The organism is Acinetobacter sp. YH12046 (assembly GCF_013419905.1).
Classification (GTDB): domain Bacteria; phylum Pseudomonadota; class Gammaproteobacteria; order Pseudomonadales; family Moraxellaceae; genus Acinetobacter.
On the sequence record NZ_VOZF01000027.1, the window covers coordinates 1 to 19,370 of the forward strand.

Here is a 19,370-nt window from a genome sequence, read left to right on the forward strand (position 1 = left end):
TCATGAAATACGGTATTCTGATGTGACAAAACCTGAATCCTGGTCGTTAAAGTGTTTGTTTGCACTCATATTTTAACTGTTAGGACTCAGGTTTTTTTATTTAAAGCAAACTATGGGACAGCAGTGAGCTTCGGCTTCCTTTTTTATTTTTATCTGACTGTGAAGTTAGCAAAAAAATAAGTCAGGTACATGACAGCCTTTCTAAAAATAGTTAGCCTGTGCACAGGAAATAAAACGATAAACACGATAAGGATAAAAGAATGCTGGCTTACGATGCTGACCTGGAACTTTTCCGCGACAATTTCAAACGCTTTATGAATGAACATGTAGCGCCTTACTATGAACAGTGGGAGCATGAAGGCATGATGCCGCGTTCAGTCTGGAATGCGATGGGTGAAAATGGCTTCTTGTGTGTCGATGTCCCGGAAGAATATGGTGGCTACGGTGTTCCGACTCACTATTCCCTGATGTTGATTGAAGAGTCAGCTCGAGCAGGCTATAGTGCCATCTCAACCGGCCTGTCTTGTCACTCGGATATCGCAGCGCCGTATATCTTGCATATCGGTACAGAAGAGCAGAAAAAATACTGGTTACCGAAAATGGTGTCTGGTGAAGTGGTCGGTGCGATTGGCATGACTGAGCCGGGTGCAGGTTCTGATTTGCAAGCCATGCGAACCAATGCCATCTTGCAGGATGATCATTATCTGTTGAATGGTTCTAAAACTTTTATTTCCAATGGTCAGCATGCTGACCTAGTCGTATTAGCCGTGAAAACAGATCCACAAGCACGCGCCAAAGGTGTGTCTTTGATGCTGGTGGATACGCATCTGGAAGGCTTTAAAAAAGGCAAGAACTTGGACAAGATTGGTCTGCATTCACAGGATACTTCAGAGCTGTTCTTTGATAATGTCAAAGTACCGAAAGATCAATTGCTGGGTCAGCCAGGTCAGGGCTTCGTCTATCTGATGCAGGAACTCCCACGTGAACGTACCGCTATTGCGGCAACCGCACTGGGGGCGATTCGTGGCTCGATTGATGTAACGACTCAATATGTCAAAGAGCGTCAGGCCTTTGGTCAGGCGATTGGCCAGTTTCAGAATACCCGTTTTGTACTGGCACAGGCCAAGATTGACGAGCTGGCAACAGCAGCTTTCTATAACCAGAATGTTGAGTTGTATATGCAAGGCAAGCTGGATGTTGAAACGGCAGCAGCGCTAAAGAGCTTTTCAACAGATATGCAGATGAAAGTTGCTGATAATCTGCTTCAGCTCTTTGGTGGTTATGGCTATATGACGGAATATCCGATTTCGCGTTTCTTTGTTGATGCTCGCATTCAACGGATCTATGGCGGTACCAATGAAATCATGAAAGAAATTGTTGCACGTGGTCTGCTTGGACGTTAAAAATCAACAGATAAAAAAAGAGTCCTAAATGGACTCTTTTTTTATGAAAAGAATATTCTTGAAATCTAGATATTTTATTATTTTAAGATTTTAGTACATCCAGACATTCATGAATAAAAATTGGCAAATCATTTGCTACTCGAGATGAAATCAGCTGATTATTGTCATTGACCAGTTCAACATCATAATACGTCGCACCCGCATGTTGTACCCTAGATGCATGCGCACGGATACTGGTAATGATGCGGTTCTTTAAAACATCGGCTTCACTCAGGAGTAAGGAGGCATCACAAAGACTAAAAATGGTCTTTTTGGCCTCATTAAAAGCCTGAATGAAATGTAAGACTCGCGTATCGTTGGCGAGGGACACTGGTGATTCACCGCCTGGAATGAGCAGGGCATCAAAATCCTCAATACTGATATGATCAATTCCCCGATCAATGATTACACTCGACTGGCCATGTAGTCCATGTACGACTTTTCCGGCATGCAATTCAATATTACAGACACTGTGCTCTGCAGCAAGTAAGGCTGCAACAGGTTCAGTATATTCAAGATCTTCAAAATTATTCGTTACAAGTACCGCTATTCTTTTTGGCATTATAGGCACCCCCAATATAGTTTTAAATTAGACTAGCGATTTAAGGTTTAAAAAACGTCTCTGCTTTGTAACCAAATAGTGATTTAGTGTAAAAAATCCAATTAAATCAAAGGAAAATGATCAAAAAAACAGTTTTCTATGTGCATTTTATTGTGAACTGTCACTCAGATTTTAAGTAGTTAAACTAGAGGAATCGAGATGGCTTTATTTTTATTTTCTTATGCTTAAAATCGTTATGTAGATTAAGAAATAGTGATATTTCATCTTGATAAAAATCAGTTAAGATGGGCGAGCAAAGTTTACAATTTGATAATGTAAAAGATGCGAAAATGCTGAAAGAAATGTTACCAGATATGACTAAAGCGATGAACGGTTAAAATCAAATCCCTGTTTTTAAGAATTAATCTACTAAAGTTATATTGTGTAACATTTGCAGCGCACTAATTGTTATACTGCACAGATAAGGTTTATGAAGGGCGACATCACGATGATCAACGACGATCAAAACACAACGGCTTCTTTAGATTTGGCTAAAATTCGTGAAGATATCGATTCAGTTGATCAACAAATCCAGCAATTGATTAACCGTCGTGCACGTTTGGCTGAGGCTGTAGCAAAAGCGAAATTCGCATCTGAAGAAAATCCGCTGTTTTACCGTCCGGAACGTGAAGCACAGGTTTTGCGCAATGTTATGGAGCGCAATGAAGGACCATTGTCAGATACGACGATGGCACGTCTGTTCCGCGAGATCATGTCGGCTTGTTTGGCGCTTGAAGCACCGCAAAGTATTGCGTTCTTGGGACCTGTCGGTACCTACACACACTCAGCAGTATTGAAACATTTTGGTCATGATGCTGTGGTTCGTCCATTACCGACTATTGATGAAGTGTTCCGTGAAGTAGAAGCGGGCAGTGCACATTATGGTCTGGTGCCTGTTGAAAACTCCTCTGAAGGGGTAGTGAACCACACTTTAGACTGTTTCAAGACTTCGCATCTGAATGTGATTGGCGAAGTAGAATTACCTATTCATCACCAGTTCCTGATCTCTGAAAATACCCGTAAGGACAGTATTAAACAGATCTATGCACACCAGCAGACTCTGGCTCAATGCCGTAAATGGCTGGATGCCCATTATCCAGGTGTAGAACGTGTGGCACTCAGTTCAAATGCTGAAGCTGCGCGCCGTATTCAGAATGAATGGCATTCTGCTGCGATTGCTTCTGAAATTGCTGCGAATATCTATAATCTTGAGATTATGCACAGCAATATTGAGGACAATCCAGAGAACACAACACGCTTCCTGGTGATTGGTCGCGAGAAAGTGCCACAAAGCGGTAATGATAAAACTTCATTATTGGTGTCTGCGCATGACCGTGCCGGTGCATTGCTGGAAATTTTAGCTCCATTTGCCAAACACAACATTAGTCTAACCAGTATTGAAACTCGACCTGCACTTCCTGAAAAATGGGCTTATGTATTCTTTATCGATCTTGAAGGTCATATTGAGCAGGAAAATGTTAAAGCTGCGATCGAAGAAATTCGTCCGTTTGTGAAAGAAGTCCGCGTGCTTGGTTCATATCCTGCAGCTGTTTTATAAAAGCAGCCTTTCGTGGTTAGTGCGAGGGTGCTAACCACTGTTTCATCTGTAAATCGGAAGTATAAAATGTCGTTTGTCCCAGCCAATGAAGGCATCTCTAAATTAAAGCCATATCAACCAGGTAAACCGATCAGTGAACTTGAGCGTGAGTTGGGCATCACTGATATCGTAAAACTGGCTTCAAATGAAAACCCGCTGGGCTGTTCAGATAAAGTCAAAGAAGCAGTGGCTGCGGAACTGGCGGAAATTGGCCGTTATCCGGATGGCGGTGGCTTTATCCTGAAAGATCAGATCAAGACACAATTCGGTTTTGATCATAACCAGATTACTTTAGGTAATGGTTCAAACGACTTACTGGAAATATTCGCCCGTGCATTTGTTTCTGAAAAAGATTCAGTGATTTATAGCCAGCATGCGTTTGCGGTATATGCACTGGTGACTCAAGCGATTAACGCTGAAGCGATCGAAGTACCTGCTAAAGGTTTCTCACATGACCTTGAAGCGATGGCGGCTGCGGTAAAAGACAACACCAAGCTGATCTTTATTGCAAACCCGAATAACCCGACAGGGACCTGGTTTGAAGAAGCTGAATTTGAAGCATTCATGCAGAAAGTTCCTGCGAACGTGATCGTGGTGCTAGATGAAGCCTATGTGGAATATTTCCCAGAGAACTTCAATAGCCTAAAATTCCTGAAACAGTATCCAAACCTGATTGTCAGCCGTACGCTGTCTAAGTGCTATGGTTTGGCTGCACTGCGTGTTGGTTTTGCCCTGGCTTCTGTTGAAGTGACTGATTACCTGAACCGTATCCGTCAGCCATTTAACGTGAACCACTTGGCGATGGTGGCTGCGGTGGCTGCACTGAAAGACGAAGCATTCATCGAGAAATCTCGTGAAGTAAACAAGGCGGGTATGGCTCAGCTAGAAGCCGGCTTCAAAGCTTTAGGCCTGAACTATGTACCTTCACGCGCAAACTTCATCTTGGTTGATGTACAGGCTGATCCAGCTGAAACATTTAACAAGTTGTTGAAAGAAGGCGTGATCGTACGTCCAGTGGGTATTCCAAACCACCTGCGTGTATCGATTGGTACTGAAGCTGAAAATGCCAAATTCCTTGCTGCATTAGGTAAAGTACTTGGCTTAGAGGCGAAAGCGTAAGTTATGTCGCAGCCACTGTTTGAAAAAGTTGCCTTTATCGGACTTGGACTGATTGGTTCAAGTCTGGCGCGTGTCATTCAGGCCGAGCATTTAGCCAATGACATTGTGGCATCGACCCGCTCACAAAAAACTTTGGAAGATGCCAAGGCACTCGGTCTGATTTCCCACGGCTATGCAGATCCTGTAGAAGCTGTTCAAGGTGCAGACCTGGTGGTGCTGGCTTTACCTGTTCGTGCAACGCAAAAGGTATTGGAAACCATCAAGCCTTATTTGTCGGAAAATGTCATCCTGACTGATGTCGGCAGTACTAAAGGTAATGTGGTAGAAGCAGCCAAAGCCGTATTTGGTGAAAATCTACCAGCCGGTTTTGTGCCGGGGCATCCAATTGCGGGTGCAGAACATACTGGTGTACATGCGGGTAAGGTGGATCTGTTCGCTAATCACAAGGTGATTTTGACACCGTTGCCAAGCAGCGGACAATGGGCGGTCGAGAAACTGATTCAACTGTGGCAGGCGGCAAAGGCGGAAGTGATTTGTATGGATGTGGAAAAGCACGATGAAGTGCTGGCACATACTAGTCATCTTCCGCATCTGATGGCCTTCAACCTGGTCGAACAACTGGCCAAACGCGAAGACAATCTGGATATTTTTCGTTATGCTGCCGGTGGCTTTCGCGACTTCTCGCGTATTGCCGCCAGTGATCCACAAATGTGGCATGACATCTTTTTTGCCAATAAAAAGGCGATTCTCAATGCCGTGGACGGCTTTGAAGCTCAACTCGCGATTATCCGCAAGCTGATTGAAGATGAAGATTCACAAGCCTTAATGGGCTTATTGGGGCATGCGCAGGCTGCGCGTCAGCACTTCAATCATATGCTCGCCAAGAAACCTCTCATGGAGAAAAATAAAGTGACACAACAATTTACCATTCAACCAGGTGCCAAGACGTTCCAGGGTAAATTTACCGTGCCAGGTGACAAATCTGTGTCACACCGTTCCATCATGTTTGGTGCCATCGCTGAAGGTACAACGCATGTAACGGGTTTCCTTGAGGGTGAAGATGCGCTTGCGACGCTGCAAGCCTTCCGTGACATGGGCGTAAGTATTGAAGGTCCTAAGAATGGCGAAGTGACCATTCATGGCGTGGGTATGCATGGTCTGAAAGCACCAAAATCTGCGCTTTACATGGGCAACTCGGGTACTTCGATGCGTCTGCTGTCTGGCATACTGTCAGCACAGAAATTTGATTCTGTAATGACTGGCGATGCTTCACTATCTAAACGTCCAATGGAGCGTATTGCTAAACCATTACGTTTGATGGGTGCACAGATTCAAACTACGGGTGAACGTGGTACACCACCAGTATCGATTACCGGTAATCAAAACCTAAAAGGTATTCAATACGACTTGCCAATGGCATCGGCTCAGGTGAAGTCTGGGATTTTGCTAGCGGGTCTTTGGGCTGAGGGCGAAACTTCAGTGACTGAACCTGAACCCACCCGTGACCATACTGAACGTATGTTGCGTGCGTTTGGTTATGACGTAAAAACTGAAGCTAACCGTATTTCCCTGCAAGGTGGCGGCAAACTGGTGGGTACCAATATTCAAGTCCCATCGGATATTTCTTCTGCTGCTTTCTTTATGGTCGGTGCAGCGATTACTGAAAATGCTGACGTGACTTTGGAAGCGGTAGGCATTAACCCCACCCGTACTGGTGTAATCGAAATCCTGAAACAGATGGGAGCCGACATCGCTGTTGAAAATGAACGTATTGCGGGCGGTGAACCGATCGCGGATATTCGTATCCGTGGTACACGTACCTTAAAAGGCATTCATATGCCGGAAGACCAAGTGCCACTAGCAATTGATGAATTCCCGGCATTGTTTATCGCGGCAGCTTGTGCTGAAGGCCAAACGATTCTAACTGGTGCTGCTGAGCTGCGTGTCAAAGAATCGGATCGTATTCAGGTGATGGCAGATGGTCTGAAAACCATGGGCATTGATTGTACGCCAACTGATGATGGCATTATCATTGAAGGTAAGGGCAAGGCAGGTGACTGGTCACCAATCTTTACCGGTGGTGAAATTGAATCGCATCATGATCATCGTATTGCCATGAGCTTCTCAATCGCAGGTCTGCGTAACTCAGGTGAAATTAAGATTGTTGGGACTGAAACTGTCGCAACCAGTTTCCCAACCTTCACTGAACTGACTTCTCAAGCTGGTCTGGCGATTGAAGTGACAGAATAATTCTAAAATTTACATGAAACAGCCAAGCTTTTGCTTGGCTGTTTTGTTTATATTGGCTTATGCTAAAACCATACAACAAAAAAGCCATTTGGATGTAGCAATGCGAAAATTAAAATTTATGGCCAATCCCCAGAGCCAGCAACAATTACAGGGTAGTCAGCAGACTCAGGAATATGTGGCACATCTGCTGACGGAAGAGCTCGGTAAATATGGCTTTAAGACTTTGGCGCAAAGTGGTGCACAAGTGGCCGTAAGTGTCGATGAACATGAGTTGCCATTATCAGTGAGCTGTGAGACACGAGACCAGGAAGGGCACCTGATTTGTGAAATTGCTTCTTATCCGGATGAAGAACAGGACTGGCTGGACCGGATTACAGAACAAAGTTTATTAAATCAGTTGGCACAAGCCGTTGAAGCATCATTGAAAGAACAAGAAAGTTTTAGTGAGTTTGAGTGGAAGAACTAGTTCAACAAATGCAAAGGGTTTTGCCCATACTACAAAGTGAACGTCTTGTTTTAGATTATTTTAAGCCATCTGATGCTGCGGAAGCCTATGCCTCGATTACCCCGAGTCTGACTCGTTTTATGGCATGGGATGCACCGGAATCTGAACAGATATTTGCAACAGTCTGACAAAACTGGCTAAACAATATGGCTGATCATAAAGAATATATCTTTGTGATCCGTCATATTGAAAGACATGAATTTATCGGATTATGCGGTTTGCATCGACTGCATGATGAAATACCTGAAGTGGGTATCTGGATTCGTGAAAAGGCGCATGGTCATCATTATGGACATGAGGCAGTACGTTGCATTGTGGCCTATGCTTTCAATACATTAGGGATCAAAGCTTTGAGCTATCCGGTAGCCGAAGAAAACTGGGCTAGCTGAAAAATTGCAGAACGTGTAAGTGGAAAAATTACCAACCACCTAGATAAACCTAAATATCGGGCTGTAATTTATGAAATTCATGCTAAAGATTTTATTTCTGAATAAAAAAACCTCATCATTCGATGAGGTTTTTTTTTGATCAGCTTAATGCGAGGAAACGGCTCATCGCAATCCGAAGCTGTTTTAAATAACCGGTAAAGAAATGATTTGCGCCAGGCAAGATCGTGACCAGATGACGTTGAGGCTTGGCCCATTCAATCATGTCGGATAAAAGCGTGACATCATCCGCTTCACCATGGATAAATAAAATATCACCTTTGATCGGTGGAGTAACATAGTGACGTAGGCCAGCTACGGTTGCAGTCGGTAGACCACACAAAATCACTTTTGAAGGTTGCAGTTCAACGGGCAGGGCAGCGTAACACTTGGCCATGACATGTGCGCCAAAACTGAAACCGCCTGCAAAGAAAGGCAGGCCAATATGTTGGCGACGCGCATATTTAATGACTTCAAGTATATCATCCGTTTCACCAAAGCCTTCATCATGCAGACCGGCACTTTGACCAGAACCACGGAAACTTGGACGATAGACAACACAACCACGCTCTAAAAACATTTGTGCCAGTAACACCGGAACCTTATGTTGTGGTGTGCCACCTTGTAATGGATGGGGATGACAAACAATCGCGAATCCTTTCACTTCACCCTGAGGATAATCCACAAAAACCTCAAGTTGGCCAGCAGGGCCTTGGAGGAAGATTGGTTCGGACATAGAAAACCGATAAATTGCAGGAGAATTTTCTATTTTAACGATTATGATAAATAAAAACATGAATTGGAATTAAAATAAGTCTACTGATATAGTTTGATTAATCATTTTTTAACCAGGTTGCTATGCTTGCTTTAATTTCACCAGCCAAGACTTTAGATTACGAAACACCTTTACCTACCGATCAATTTACTCAGGCAAGATTGCTGGAACATTCCCAGGAATTGATAGAAGTTGCCCGCAAGTTATCCGCAACTGAAATTGCCAGCTTAATGAGCGTCAGTGAAAAAATTGCCAATCTGAATGCGGAACGCTTTAGAGACTGGCAGCCGGATTTTGATTTTTCCAATGCTCGTCAGGCAATCTTTGCCTTTAAAGGGGACGTTTATACCGGTCTGGATGCTTACCAGTTAAAGCAGGATCAGATTCATTACGCACAGAACCATCTGCGTATGTTATCCGGCCTATATGGCTTATTGCGTCCGCTGGATCTGATGATGCCTTACCGTCTGGAGATGGGAACCAAATTGACTAACCCACGTGGTGCTCATCTCTATGAGTTCTGGGGACAAACCATCACTGACCTGATCAATCATGATCTGGCAGCAGCAGAGTCTGAAATTCTGGTCAATATTGCCTCTGATGAATATTACAAGGCAGTGAAAGAAAGCAAAATTCAGGCTGAAATCATCAAGCCGGTATTTTTAGATCAGAAAAATGGCAAATATAAAGTCATCAGCTTCTATGCCAAGAAAGCTCGTGGTTTAATGGCGCGCTTTATCATTGAAAACAAGATCAAACGAACTGAAGACTTAAAAGCCTTTAATACCGATGGGTATTATTTTGATGCTGAAAGTTCATTAAAAGGTGAGTTGGTATTTAAACGTGATGAGCAGCTGGCTGCTTAAGATAAAAGATTCACCCAAGACTGAATGAAGAAATTTTCTTAAAATTCTTGGGTGGATTTAAGTTTAGTAATATTGGGTTGAATTGAATAAAAATTAAAGAATAGGGAAGGAACTTTCAAAATATCATTTATTTAGAAGAATTTTTAACAGGGAGTGAAGAATTTTTTTAAAAGAAAAGCTAAATAAAATAATGCAAGCTATAGTGAGCTTTAAAAGATATTTTTCACTCGATAAATTTATATAGTAAAGACAAATTTCTAAAAAAATAAAAAATAGAATCAATCAATTAATTTCTTTTAATATTCAAAAAATGACTAAAAAATAAAAAAATATGGCTCAGAAAATTATGATTAATTGAATAAGAAGTATAAAAAAATGAAGAATATAAAAACTCTAAATAATTGAAAAAACTGCATTTTATTGGGTTATTTGTAAACTATGTCACAATTTTATTGTTATTTTGTTAGCATAATTTCAATGCTGTTACATAACTCAACTACAAAAATGAAAATTTATACAATTCCTATTTTTGTGCTGATGGTGGGTTTACTCGGTTATTGTGTTCACCAACAGGCCGAAACAAGAAAACATGAAGAGCTTCATCAGATTCTGAAAGAAGTACAACATTCAACTAAATTGCTGAATGCAAATCGGCCCCGACCTTAATAGATTTGTACTAAGCTCTTTGATTAGGGAATCAGGTACAAAGATAAAAATAAAATTATAATAAATAAAAGAAAATTTAATAATAGTAGAACTAGATTATATTAATTTTTAATAAAATATAAATTCTAAGAAGCAATCAGAAATCAATGTGTTATAATTTGCAAAAGATAAAGTTAGATCAAATTTACTTAAATTAAGTATTTGATTCTAATGATGAAAAAAGCTGCATAGGGGTTATGCAGCTTTTTTGTTTAGATTGTTTTTTGAGTTTTTCTAGCGCAGTTTTCTTACTGTTCGCTATTGAAACATTTTGACCCGCTAAATGGCGAAGCTGGCATATTCGTTGCTAACAGATCCTTAAAATTCATGAAGTTTTCTATAAAATTTCATGAATCCGGCGGCATGCTTAAAGCATAAAGTTTACTCAATAGGGGCTAGGTCATGACGACTCCTAATCCATCTTCAGAAAATATGCTGGAACGTCTGTTCAAACTGAGTGAAAACAAAACCAGTTTCCGTACAGAAGTTCTGGCAGGTGTAACCACGTTCCTGACAATGTGTTACATTATTATTGTTAATCCGATGATTTTATCCGAAACCGGGATGGATCATGGGGCTGTCTTTGTAGCCACCTGTCTTGCAGCCGCAATTGGCTGTCTGGTGATGGGGCTAATTGCCAATTATCCAATCGCACTTGCGCCGGGTATGGGCCTGAATGCCTTCTTTACCTATTCAGTCTGTCTGGGAATGGGTGTGCCTTGGCAAACTGCATTAGGTGCAGTATTTGTATCAGGTCTGGTCTTCATTGCCATCAGTATGTTCAAAATACGTGAGGCGATTGTTAATGCCATTCCAATGTCACTCAAACTGGCGATTGGCGGTGGTATTGGCCTGTTCCTGGCCCTGGTTGCACTTAAAAATGCTGGCATTATTATTGATAATCAAGCGACCTTGGTGGGTCTGGGTGATTTGAAACAGCCAACTGTTATGCTTGCGCTACTTGGCTTCCTGTTAGTGGTGGTAATGCATCACTTCAAAGTCCGTGGTGCGATCATTATCAGTATTTTGGTAATCACTGCCATTTCTACTGCTTTAGGTTATAACCAGTTCCAGGGTGTAGTGGGTCAAATTCCTTCACTGGCACCAACCTTCCTGCAAATGGACTTTCAAGGTCTGTTTACAGCCAGCCTGATCGGTGTGATCTTCGTATTCTTCCTGGTCGATTTGTTTGACTCAACTGGTACGTTAGTAGGTGTTTCACATCGTGCAGGGCTGCTGAAAGATGGTAAATTGCCGCGTCTGAAAAAAGCATTATTTGCCGATTCTTCTGCGATTGTTGCTGGGGCGGCGTTAGGTACTTCTTCAACTACTCCTTATATTGAATCATCAGCGGGTGTTGCAGCAGGTGGTCGTACTGGTCTGACTGCCGTCGTAGTTGGCTTGCTGTTCATTGCCTGCTTGTTCCTGGCTCCATTGGCTCAATCTGTACCAGGTTTTGCTACTGCTCCAGCATTGCTATTTGTCGGTGTATTGATGATTCAGGGTATTGTCCATATTGAATGGGATGATATTACTGAAGCGGTTCCGGCGTTCCTGACCATTGTATTCATGCCATTTACGTACTCAATTGCAGATGGTATCGCAATGGGTTTTATCAGCTATGCGCTGATTAAACTGCTGACAGGTAAAGCGAAAACTGTTCCATACATGGTATGGATCATCGCAGTACTATGGGCATTGAAGTTCTGGATGTTTGGCGGCTAATTTTTGTCGAATATCAAAAGGGTGTAAACTCAGTTTGCACCCTTTTTTATTTTTCTCAGGTTTAATCAGGAGTAGCGATGAACCGTCTTGAATTGATTCAGGCCTTGCCAAAGGCTGAGCTGCATGTGCATATCGAAGGTACCTTTGAACCTGAGTTAATGTTTGCGATTGCACAGCGTAATGAAATTAGCATTCCTTATAAATCGGTTGAGGAAGTAAAGCAGGCTTATAATTTCCATAATCTGCAATCTTTCTTGGATATCTACTACGCGGGTGCCAATGTTCTGATTCATGAACAGGACTTTTATGATCTGGCTTGGGCATATTTTGAAAAATGTGCGGATGATAATGTCGTGCATACTGAAATGTTCTTTGATCCGCAAACGCATACTGATCGTGGCATTGCCTTTGAAACCGTGATTAATGGCTTGCAGAAAGCCTGTGATGATGCAAAAGCTAAATTAGGCATTACTTCACATCTGATTATGTGCTTCTTACGTCATTTAAGTGAAGAGGCAGCATTTGAGACATTAGAGCAAGCGCTGTCTTATAAAGATCAAATCATTGGAGTAGGGCTGGATTCAAGTGAAGTCGGGCATCCACCGTCTAAGTTTGAACGTGTTTTCGCTAAAGCACGTGAAGCCGGTTTTCTGGTGGTTGCACATGCGGGTGAAGAAGGTCCGGCAGAATATGTCTGGGAAGCTTTGGATTTATTAAAAGTAAACCGTATTGATCATGGGGTACGTTCTGAGGAAGATCCAGAATTGATGCAGCGTTTGATTGCAGAGAAGATGCCGCTTACAGTATGTCCACTTTCAAACCTGAAACTGTGTGTGGTAGATGATATGCAGCAGCATAATATCCGTCGCCTGTTGCAGCACGGCGTGCATGTCACAGTGAATTCAGATGATCCATCGTATTTCGGTGGTTATATGAATGACAATTTCATTGCCATTGCTGAAGCTTTGGACCTAAGCAATGATGAGCTAAAACAGCTGGCGATCAATTCTTTTGAAGCTTCATTTATTTCTGATGCTGAAAAACAGAAATGGATCAGCCTGATTCAGGCACTCGTTTAAAATATCATTCCAGTAAATTTGTTAGCCCAAAGAGGGTGGAGTTCGCTCTGCCTTTTTATTTAATCTGATCTGTGAACCAAAGATGAAATTAAAATTCCTGTGGCCTGTTCTGGCTGTTAGCTTAATCAATCCTGCTTGTGCAGATACCTCAATGACTCAGAAAGCCCTGAAACCTCTGATTGAATATCAGTGTGGCCAAGAGCTGAAAGATTCCAAAGTCTGGAAAATGGGTACTTATTTCATGGCTGAAGCCAATAAACAGCATTTACAGCAAAAAGTATGTGGCTGTGTAGGTGAGCATGCCTTGGAAGGTGTTCCGGCTAAAACCCTGTTAAAAGCAACCGTTGATGAAGAAACTAAAAAAGAGCTGACCCGTAAAGCAATTGCCAATAGCTTAAAAGGCTGTATGGGCGAGTTTATCAATTAAGGATTTTTGGGTGCTGGCTAATTCAGGCCTTACCCTTAAATTAATAGTGAGTCTTCTTTCCTGTGATGGCTGTGAATCTGGCTGTGCGCAGATTAAACATCATGGCGCATTTTTAGATTTCTTATTGCGATAAACTTCGGCACAATAGCTGCATATTTTAAAAGTTGAAAAAAGGATAAAATCCGTGAAAAAATTATTGGCTGTTGTTGCTCCATTAGCACTTGTTCTTTCTGCCTGCGTAGCACCCCAAGGTACAGGCACCCCAACTCAAGCAAGTACAGGTCAGCAACTCGGTTCTGCAGCCATTAAAATTGCCATCAATGCAAAATGTGTTACTGAACTAAATAATATTCCGGCTTGGCAAACTGCAACACGTTTAATGACAGAAACACAAAAACAGAATATCCAGTCTGAAATTTGTGGTTGCGTGAGTGAAAAAGCACCACAAAACGTGACTGCGGTAGATTTGGCGACTGCAGCAATTGACCCAGCAGCACGTGCAACTATTGTAGGCAATGTCGTTGCAAATACTATTAACGCTTGCGTGGCTGAAGCGGTAAACTAAGTCAAAATCAAATTTGAATAGGCTGACTGGTTCAGCCTATTTTTTATGGGAAATAAAATGAATATTGCTGGTGTAGATGAAGCAGGGCGTGGGCCATTAGTAGGATCGGTGGTCGCTGCGGCTGTGATATTGGATCCGAATAACCCGATTGAGGGCTTAAATGATTCCAAGAAGCTAAGCGAGAAGAAGCGAGAAAAACTTTTTATTGAGATTCAGGAAAAAGCACTGGCTTGGGCCATCGCTGAAGCCTCTGCGGCAGAAATCGACGAGCATAATATTTTGCAGGCCTCTTTGCTGGCAATGCGCCGCGCTGTGGAAGCATTAAGCATTCAGCCGGAACATGTACTGGTCGATGGCAACAAGATTCCTCACGGCCTTGCGATGAGCTGTGATGCCGTCGTAGGTGGGGATGCCTTGCATCCTGAGATTTCAGCAGCCAGTATCCTGGCGAAAGTAACCCGGGATCGTCAGATGGTAGAGATGGATCAGAAGTATCCACAATTTGGCTTTGCCAAGCATAAGGGTTATCCGACCAAAGCACATTTTGAAGCGATTGCCTTACACGGGGTGATTGATGAGCACCGTCGTAGTTTCGGACCGGTGAAAAAAGTGCTGGCAGCGTTGCTTGATCAGCAGCAGGCAGGATAAAGTCTGATTATTTTGCTATGCAGTTGAAAATTAGACAAATTAAAAGCGGCTTAAAAGCCGCTTTTATATTCATACAAAATTAACGGTTAAAGTTATTTTGTGTCTGGTTATCATCTTCATAAGAAGAAGGCTGATAATCCTGGTCAATATGCTGAAGATGTTCATGCATTGCACGTTCATGCTGGATACGCTGGTAAATCTCTTCACGGTGTACAGAGACTTCTTTCGGAGCATTTACCCCAATACGAACCTGGTTGCCTTTTACGCCAAGTACAGTCACGCTGACTTGGTCTCCGATCATTAAAGTTTCCCCGACGCGTCGAGTCAAAATCAGCATGTTTCTCTCCTTGCAAAATGCAAAACCTGCAATCTATTGAATGTAATAAAAAAACACAACCTAAAATTATATAATTAAAGTTTGAATAGAAAGTCCTGTCCATGAAATGAAGAGGTTAACTATCCAGACTGTTGAAAATCCTTAAGCTTAATATAACAGAGCCACTATAAAAAAAACTATAGTGGCCCTGCATTTTTGTAGAGATTTAATGAAATACTGTCAGACAATGACGGTATTTTGTAGTTCTCTTAAGCGCGTGCGCTAGATTCACCATGTTCACGGTCTAAACCAAACGCAGTGTGAAGTGAGCGAACTGCAAGCTCAAGATAATTCTCTTCGATAATTACTGAAATCTTGATTTCAGAAGTAGAAATCATCAGGATGTTGATGCCTTCATCAGCAAGGGCAGTGAACATTTTGCTCGCTACACCAGCGTGAGAACGCATACCTACACCTACGATAGACACTTTTACGATGTCATCACGAGTTGCAACTTCACGTGCGCCAATCGCTTGAGCAGTTTCTTCAAGGATTTTTTTGGCTTTAGCGAGTTCACCGCGGTTTACAGTAAACGTGAAATCAGTTGTACCATCTTCTTCAACGTTCTGGATAATCATATCCACTTCGATATTGGCATCACCAATTGGTTTAAGAATTTTAGATGCAATACCTGGCTCATCTGGAACACCCAGAATAGTCAGTTTAGCTTCGTCGCGGTTGAACGCGATACCAGAGATAATTGGCTGTTCCATGTTGTCTTCCAGTTCAGTAGTAATAAGAGTTCCGACGTTGTTTTTGAAGTCTTCGTCAAATGCGCCATCATTGTCATTATCGAAGCTTGAGAGTACGCGTAAAGGCACTTGGTACTTGCCTGCAAATTCTACAGAGCGAATTTGAAGAACTTTAGAACCTAAAGATGCCATTTCCAGCATTTCTTCGAAAGAGATACGGTCTACTTTTTTCGCTTTAGGCGCAACACGAGGGTCAGTCGTATATACGCCATCAACGTCTGTGTAAATCTGACATTCATCCGCTTTAAGCGCTGCAGCAAGTGCGACACCTGAAGTATCAGAACCACCACGGCCTAAAGTTGTGGTATTGCCATCAGCATCAAAGCCCTGGAAACCAGCCACCACGATCACGCGGCCTGCATCCAGGTTTTCAGTCAATACATCGGTATCAATAGATTCGATACGTGCTTTGGTGAATGCACTGTCAGTTTTAATACCAACCTGGCGACCAGTTAAAGATTTAGCTTCAACGCCAATTGAATTCAGCGCCATAGCTAACATGGAAATCGTTACCTGTTCACCCGTAGAAACCATTTGGTCAAGTTCACGTGGGTCAGGGGTTTCGGTAATGGCTTTCGCGAGAGCAAGCAAGCGGTTGGTTTCACCACTCATAGCAGATACGACTACAACCATCTTGTGGCCATGGTCATGCCAGCGCTTCACACGACGAGCAACATTGAGAATGCGCTCGGGAGTACCCATTGAGGTACCGCCATATTTTTGAACGATTAATGCCATAGTTGTTCCATATAAACCATGACCCTGATTTTCCGATCAGGGTCAGTTACACAAAATGAAGTTTTTATTTTGCTTCAAGCCAAGCTGCTAAATCAGCCATCACTGGAGCAAACTTCTCGTTAAGTGGCGCGCCACCTTGTGCCAAGTCAGGTTTACCACCACCTTTACCACCTAGCTCAGTTGCCAAGTGTTTGATGATGTCACCCGCTTTAATAGAAGCAGTAAAGTCTTTAGCTACAGATGCAATCAAGCTAACCTTGTCACCCTCTACACCTGCAAGAACAATGACTGCATTTTCTAATTTTGATTTCACACCATCGTGCAGGTTACGTAGTGCTTTCGCATCCATACCCTGAACAGTCGTGATTAATGTTTTACGACCAGCAAGCTCTTGAACCTGGCTTAAAAGTTCACCGGCTTGTAGGCTTGCCAATTTTTGATTCAGCTGTTCGATCTGTTTTTGCAATTGATGCGCAGTGTCCACCACAGCTTCAACTTTTTCGACTGTTTGATGGTTCTGTGCTTTTAACAAACCATTGATATATTGAACATCACGATCGACTTTCTGTACGGCTTCAACCGCTTTAGTACCGGTTACGGCTTCAATACGACGTACACCTGCTGCGACACCACCTTCAGAAGTGATTTTGAACAGACCGATGTCACCTGTACGTTTCACGTGAATACCGCCACACAGCTCGATTGAGAAGTTTTTTTCGTCAATCACTGAACCCATAGACAATACGCGAACTTCTTCACCGTATTTCTCACCGAACAGCATCATCGCACCTTTGGCTTTCGCAGATTCGATGTCGAGCAGTTCAGTGGTAACAGGCGTGTTGGCAATCACTTCGGCATTTACCAGACGTTCAATTTCTTGTAGTTGCTCAAACGTTACAGGCTGATCGTTAGCAAAGTCGAAACGTAATACGTCAGACGCAACCAATGAACCTTTTTGTTGTACGTGTGAACCCAGGATTTGACGTAGGGCAGCGTGTAGCAAGTGAGTTGCAGAGTGGTTACGTGCAGTTGCGGCACGAATGTCGGCTTTAACCGTTGCTTCCACGTTTTGAGTAACTTTCAAGTTACCCATAGTCACGATACCTTGGTGAACGAATGCACCACCAGATTTTTTGGTATCTTGAACTTCGAAAATACCGGTATCGTTTTTGAAGAGTCCTGTATCACCGATTTGACCACCGCTTTCTGCATAGAAAGGAGTCTGGTTAAGAACGATTAATGCTTCGTCGCCTTCAACCACTTCGTCAACCTGTTCGCCATCTTTGTAGATTGCGATGATTTGACCTTGACCTGCTGTCGCGTCATAACCTTCAAACTGAGTTTCGCCTTCAACTTTAACAACGCTGTTATAGTCGATTGCGAATTTACCTGCATCACGTGCGCGTTGACGTTGTGCAGCCATTTCTTTCTCGAAACCAGCTTCATCAATGGTTAAGTCACGTTCACGTGCGATATCTGCTGTAAGGTCAGTTGGGAAGCCATAAGTATCATAAAGTTTGAATACGATTTCACCTGGAATCACAGAACCTTTCAGGTTTGCCAATTCGCCTTCAAGCAATTTCAGACCTTGCTCAAGTGTTTTCGCGAATTGTTCTTCTTCTTTCAGCAATGCAGCTTCGATACGTGTTTTGTTTGCTTCAAGCTCTGGATAAGCAGCACCCATTACATCAATTAAAGGCTGAAGCATTTTGTGGAAGAATGAACCAGTCGCACCCAGTTTGTTACCGTGACGAACTGCACGGCGGATGATACGACGCAGTACATAACCACGACCTTCATTCGAAGGGTTCACACCATCCGCAATCAGGAAGCAGCATGAACGTGCATGGTCAGCCACAACTTTAAGTGAAGCAGGGTATTCAACCGGTTTGTTTTCAGCTTGTGCTTTCGCTTCAATATCTGAAGTATCTAGACCGATAATTTCAGCAGCAGCTTTTAACAGGTTTTGGAACAGGTCGATTTCATAGTTAGAGTTGACATGTTGCAGAACCGCAGAAATACGCTCAAGGCCCATACCGGTATCAACAGAAGGTGCTGGAAGAGGGTGCAGGACGCCATCCGCAGTGCGGTTGAACTGCATGAATACGTTGTTCCAGATTTCAATGAAACGGTCGCCATCTTCTTCAGGCGTACCAGGCAGGCCACCCCAGATATGATCACCGTGGTCATAGAAGATTTCAGAACATGGACCACAAGGACCAGTGTCACCCATTGCCCAGAAATTGTCTGATGCGTATTTTTCGCCTTTGTTATCACCAATGCGGATAATGCGGCTAGCATCTAGACCAACTTCTTTATTCCAGATATCAAACGCTTCGTCATCAGTGTGATACACAGTTACGTACAATTTGTCTTTAGGCAGTGCCAGCCATTTGTCGCCGGTCAGAAATTCCCAAGCAAATTTAATCGCATCACGTTTGAAGTAATCACCAAACGAGAAGTTACCCAGCATTTCAAAGAATGTGTGGTGACGAGCTGTGTAGCCAACGTTATCTAAGTCGTTGTGTTTACCACCTGCACGTACACATTTTTGTGAAGATGTTGCACGAACGTAGTCACGTTTTTCCAGACCCAGGAAGCAGTCTTTAAACTGGTTCATACCAGCATTGGTAAACAATAATGTTGGGTCGTTGGCAGGAACCAGAGAACTCGACGCGACACGTGTATGCCCTTGCGATTCAAAGTAGCTTAAAAAAGCTTCGCGAATTTCAGCTGATGTCATAAAACGAGTACTCACAACCAAGTCACTCCATA

19 protein-coding genes are annotated in these 19,370 nt (G+C 42.8%); 14 read left to right on the forward strand and 5 right to left on the reverse strand.

The genetic code is table 11. The features are described from left to right. Window positions 1–260: 260 nt before the first annotated feature. Window positions 261–1,403 (forward strand): acyl-CoA dehydrogenase family protein, encoded by a 1,143-nt coding sequence (locus tag FTU03_RS12840; protein WP_179993201.1) that lies wholly within the window; start codon window positions 261–263, stop codon window positions 1,401–1,403. A gap of 82 nt (window positions 1,404–1,485) precedes the next feature. On the opposite strand, the gene FTU03_RS12845 is transcribed toward FTU03_RS12840, so the two are convergent. Beyond that, window positions 1,486–2,004: a DJ-1/PfpI family protein gene (locus FTU03_RS12845; RefSeq protein WP_179993202.1), complete on the reverse strand. Its 519-nt coding sequence runs from the start codon at window positions 2,002–2,004 to the stop codon at window positions 1,486–1,488. A 487-nt stretch (window positions 2,005–2,491) separates the two neighbouring features. On the opposite strand from FTU03_RS12845, the gene pheA reads away from it, so the two are divergent. The 6 genes from pheA (at window position 2,492) to FTU03_RS16260 (ending at window position 7,903) form a co-directional block, all read left to right on the forward strand. Next, complete coding sequence (gene pheA / locus FTU03_RS12850) at window positions 2,492–3,601, forward strand: prephenate dehydratase (protein WP_125279073.1); 1,110 nt, start codon at window positions 2,492–2,494, stop codon at window positions 3,599–3,601. A 66-nt stretch (window positions 3,602–3,667) separates the two neighbouring features. Next, complete coding sequence (gene hisC, locus FTU03_RS12855; protein ID WP_179993203.1) at window positions 3,668–4,759, forward strand: histidinol-phosphate transaminase; 1,092 nt, start codon at window positions 3,668–3,670, stop codon at window positions 4,757–4,759. 3 nt (window positions 4,760–4,762) lie between these two features. Further along, window positions 4,763–7,009, forward strand: coding sequence for a bifunctional prephenate dehydrogenase/3-phosphoshikimate 1-carboxyvinyltransferase (locus FTU03_RS12860; protein ID WP_179993204.1), 2,247 nt, complete (start codon window positions 4,763–4,765; stop codon window positions 7,007–7,009). A gap of 100 nt (window positions 7,010–7,109) precedes the next feature. Then, on the forward strand, window positions 7,110–7,475 hold the full coding sequence (locus tag FTU03_RS12865; RefSeq protein WP_166136040.1) for a hypothetical protein: 366 nt from the start codon (window positions 7,110–7,112) through the stop codon (window positions 7,473–7,475). Next, on the forward strand, window positions 7,463–7,642 hold the full coding sequence (locus FTU03_RS16255; protein WP_257225632.1) for a hypothetical protein: 180 nt from the start codon (window positions 7,463–7,465) through the stop codon (window positions 7,640–7,642). Before FTU03_RS12865 ends, FTU03_RS16255 begins: the two co-directional genes overlap by 13 nt. Before the next feature lie 18 nt (window positions 7,643–7,660). Then, entirely contained in the window at window positions 7,661–7,903 is a 243-nt protein-coding gene (locus tag FTU03_RS16260; RefSeq protein ID WP_257225633.1) for a GNAT family N-acetyltransferase, read from the forward strand. A 139-nt stretch (window positions 7,904–8,042) separates the two neighbouring features. On the opposite strand, the gene FTU03_RS12875 is transcribed toward FTU03_RS16260, so the two are convergent. Beyond that, window positions 8,043–8,675: an alpha/beta hydrolase gene (locus tag FTU03_RS12875; RefSeq protein ID WP_179993205.1), complete on the reverse strand. Its 633-nt coding sequence runs from the start codon at window positions 8,673–8,675 to the stop codon at window positions 8,043–8,045. Window positions 8,676–8,797: 122 nt separating this feature from the next. Here FTU03_RS12875 and yaaA point away from each other — a divergent pair, with 122 nt between their 5' ends. From yaaA to rnhB, 7 genes are all read left to right on the forward strand, one after another. Next, window positions 8,798–9,580: a peroxide stress protein YaaA gene (gene yaaA / locus FTU03_RS12880; protein ID WP_179993206.1), complete on the forward strand. Its 783-nt coding sequence runs from the start codon at window positions 8,798–8,800 to the stop codon at window positions 9,578–9,580. A gap of 504 nt (window positions 9,581–10,084) precedes the next feature. After that, window positions 10,085–10,246 carry a hypothetical protein gene (locus tag FTU03_RS12885; protein ID WP_227504412.1) on the forward strand — a complete coding sequence of 54 codons (162 nt, stop codon included), beginning with the start codon at window positions 10,085–10,087 and terminating at the stop codon, window positions 10,244–10,246. A gap of 441 nt (window positions 10,247–10,687) precedes the next feature. Beyond that, window positions 10,688–12,010: an NCS2 family permease gene (locus FTU03_RS12890; protein ID WP_179993207.1), complete on the forward strand. Its 1,323-nt coding sequence runs from the start codon at window positions 10,688–10,690 to the stop codon at window positions 12,008–12,010. 77 nt (window positions 12,011–12,087) lie between these two features. Continuing rightward, window positions 12,088–13,089, forward strand: coding sequence for an adenosine deaminase (locus FTU03_RS12895; protein WP_179993208.1), 1,002 nt, complete (start codon window positions 12,088–12,090; stop codon window positions 13,087–13,089). A gap of 82 nt (window positions 13,090–13,171) precedes the next feature. After that, window positions 13,172–13,516, forward strand: coding sequence for a hypothetical protein (locus FTU03_RS12900; protein ID WP_004815392.1), 345 nt, complete (start codon window positions 13,172–13,174; stop codon window positions 13,514–13,516). Between the two features lie 184 nt (window positions 13,517–13,700). Continuing rightward, the gene (locus FTU03_RS12905) at window positions 13,701–14,081 is read left to right on the forward strand and encodes a hypothetical protein (RefSeq protein WP_159123230.1); all 381 of its coding nucleotides are present in this window, start codon (window positions 13,701–13,703) and stop codon (window positions 14,079–14,081) included. A gap of 57 nt (window positions 14,082–14,138) precedes the next feature. Further along, a complete protein-coding gene (rnhB, locus tag FTU03_RS12910; protein WP_004815396.1) occupies window positions 14,139–14,729 on the forward strand; it encodes a ribonuclease HII in 591 nt (196 codons plus the stop codon). Between the two features lie 79 nt (window positions 14,730–14,808). Here rnhB and csrA read toward each other — a convergent pair whose 3' ends face one another. From csrA to alaS, 3 genes are all read right to left on the reverse strand, one after another. Continuing rightward, window positions 14,809–15,066, reverse strand: a complete 258-nt coding sequence (gene csrA / locus FTU03_RS12915) for a carbon storage regulator CsrA (protein WP_004784202.1) — start codon at window positions 15,064–15,066, stop codon at window positions 14,809–14,811. A 248-nt stretch (window positions 15,067–15,314) separates the two neighbouring features. Next, window positions 15,315–16,595 (reverse strand): aspartate kinase, encoded by a 1,281-nt coding sequence (locus FTU03_RS12920; protein ID WP_159123232.1) that lies wholly within the window; start codon window positions 16,593–16,595, stop codon window positions 15,315–15,317. 64 nt (window positions 16,596–16,659) lie between these two features. Then, window positions 16,660–19,353, reverse strand: coding sequence for an alanine--tRNA ligase (gene alaS / locus FTU03_RS12925; protein ID WP_179993209.1), 2,694 nt, complete (start codon window positions 19,351–19,353; stop codon window positions 16,660–16,662). Window positions 19,354–19,370: the final 17 nt, after the last annotated feature.

What these genes read in the sequence shown, in the direction of transcription:
- FTU03_RS12920 (WP_159123232.1), bottom strand. Translation starts at nt 16,595, where the DNA reads ATGGCATTAATCGTTCAAAAATATGGCGGTACCTCAATGGGTACTCCC.
- yaaA (WP_179993206.1), top strand. Translation starts at nt 8,798, where the DNA reads ATGCTTGCTTTAATTTCACCAGCCAAGACTTTAGATTACGAAACACCT.
- FTU03_RS12900 (WP_004815392.1), top strand. Translation starts at nt 13,172, where the DNA reads ATGAAATTAAAATTCCTGTGGCCTGTTCTGGCTGTTAGCTTAATCAAT.
- hisC (WP_179993203.1), top strand. Translation starts at nt 3,668, where the DNA reads ATGTCGTTTGTCCCAGCCAATGAAGGCATCTCTAAATTAAAGCCATAT.
- FTU03_RS12860 (WP_179993204.1), top strand. Translation starts at nt 4,763, where the DNA reads ATGTCGCAGCCACTGTTTGAAAAAGTTGCCTTTATCGGACTTGGACTG.
- FTU03_RS12845 (WP_179993202.1), bottom strand. Translation starts at nt 2,004, where the DNA reads ATGCCAAAAAGAATAGCGGTACTTGTAACGAATAATTTTGAAGATCTT.
- FTU03_RS16260 (WP_257225633.1), top strand. Translation starts at nt 7,661, where the DNA reads ATGGCTGATCATAAAGAATATATCTTTGTGATCCGTCATATTGAAAGA.
- FTU03_RS12885 (WP_227504412.1), top strand. Translation starts at nt 10,085, where the DNA reads ATGAAAATTTATACAATTCCTATTTTTGTGCTGATGGTGGGTTTACTC.
- pheA (WP_125279073.1), top strand. Translation starts at nt 2,492, where the DNA reads ATGATCAACGACGATCAAAACACAACGGCTTCTTTAGATTTGGCTAAA.
- FTU03_RS12895 (WP_179993208.1), top strand. Translation starts at nt 12,088, where the DNA reads ATGAACCGTCTTGAATTGATTCAGGCCTTGCCAAAGGCTGAGCTGCAT.
- csrA (WP_004784202.1), bottom strand. Translation starts at nt 15,066, where the DNA reads ATGCTGATTTTGACTCGACGCGTCGGGGAAACTTTAATGATCGGAGAC.
- rnhB (WP_004815396.1), top strand. Translation starts at nt 14,139, where the DNA reads ATGAATATTGCTGGTGTAGATGAAGCAGGGCGTGGGCCATTAGTAGGA.
- FTU03_RS12890 (WP_179993207.1), top strand. Translation starts at nt 10,688, where the DNA reads ATGACGACTCCTAATCCATCTTCAGAAAATATGCTGGAACGTCTGTTC.
- FTU03_RS12865 (WP_166136040.1), top strand. Translation starts at nt 7,110, where the DNA reads ATGCGAAAATTAAAATTTATGGCCAATCCCCAGAGCCAGCAACAATTA.
- FTU03_RS12875 (WP_179993205.1), bottom strand. Translation starts at nt 8,675, where the DNA reads ATGTCCGAACCAATCTTCCTCCAAGGCCCTGCTGGCCAACTTGAGGTT.
- FTU03_RS12840 (WP_179993201.1), top strand. Translation starts at nt 261, where the DNA reads ATGCTGGCTTACGATGCTGACCTGGAACTTTTCCGCGACAATTTCAAA.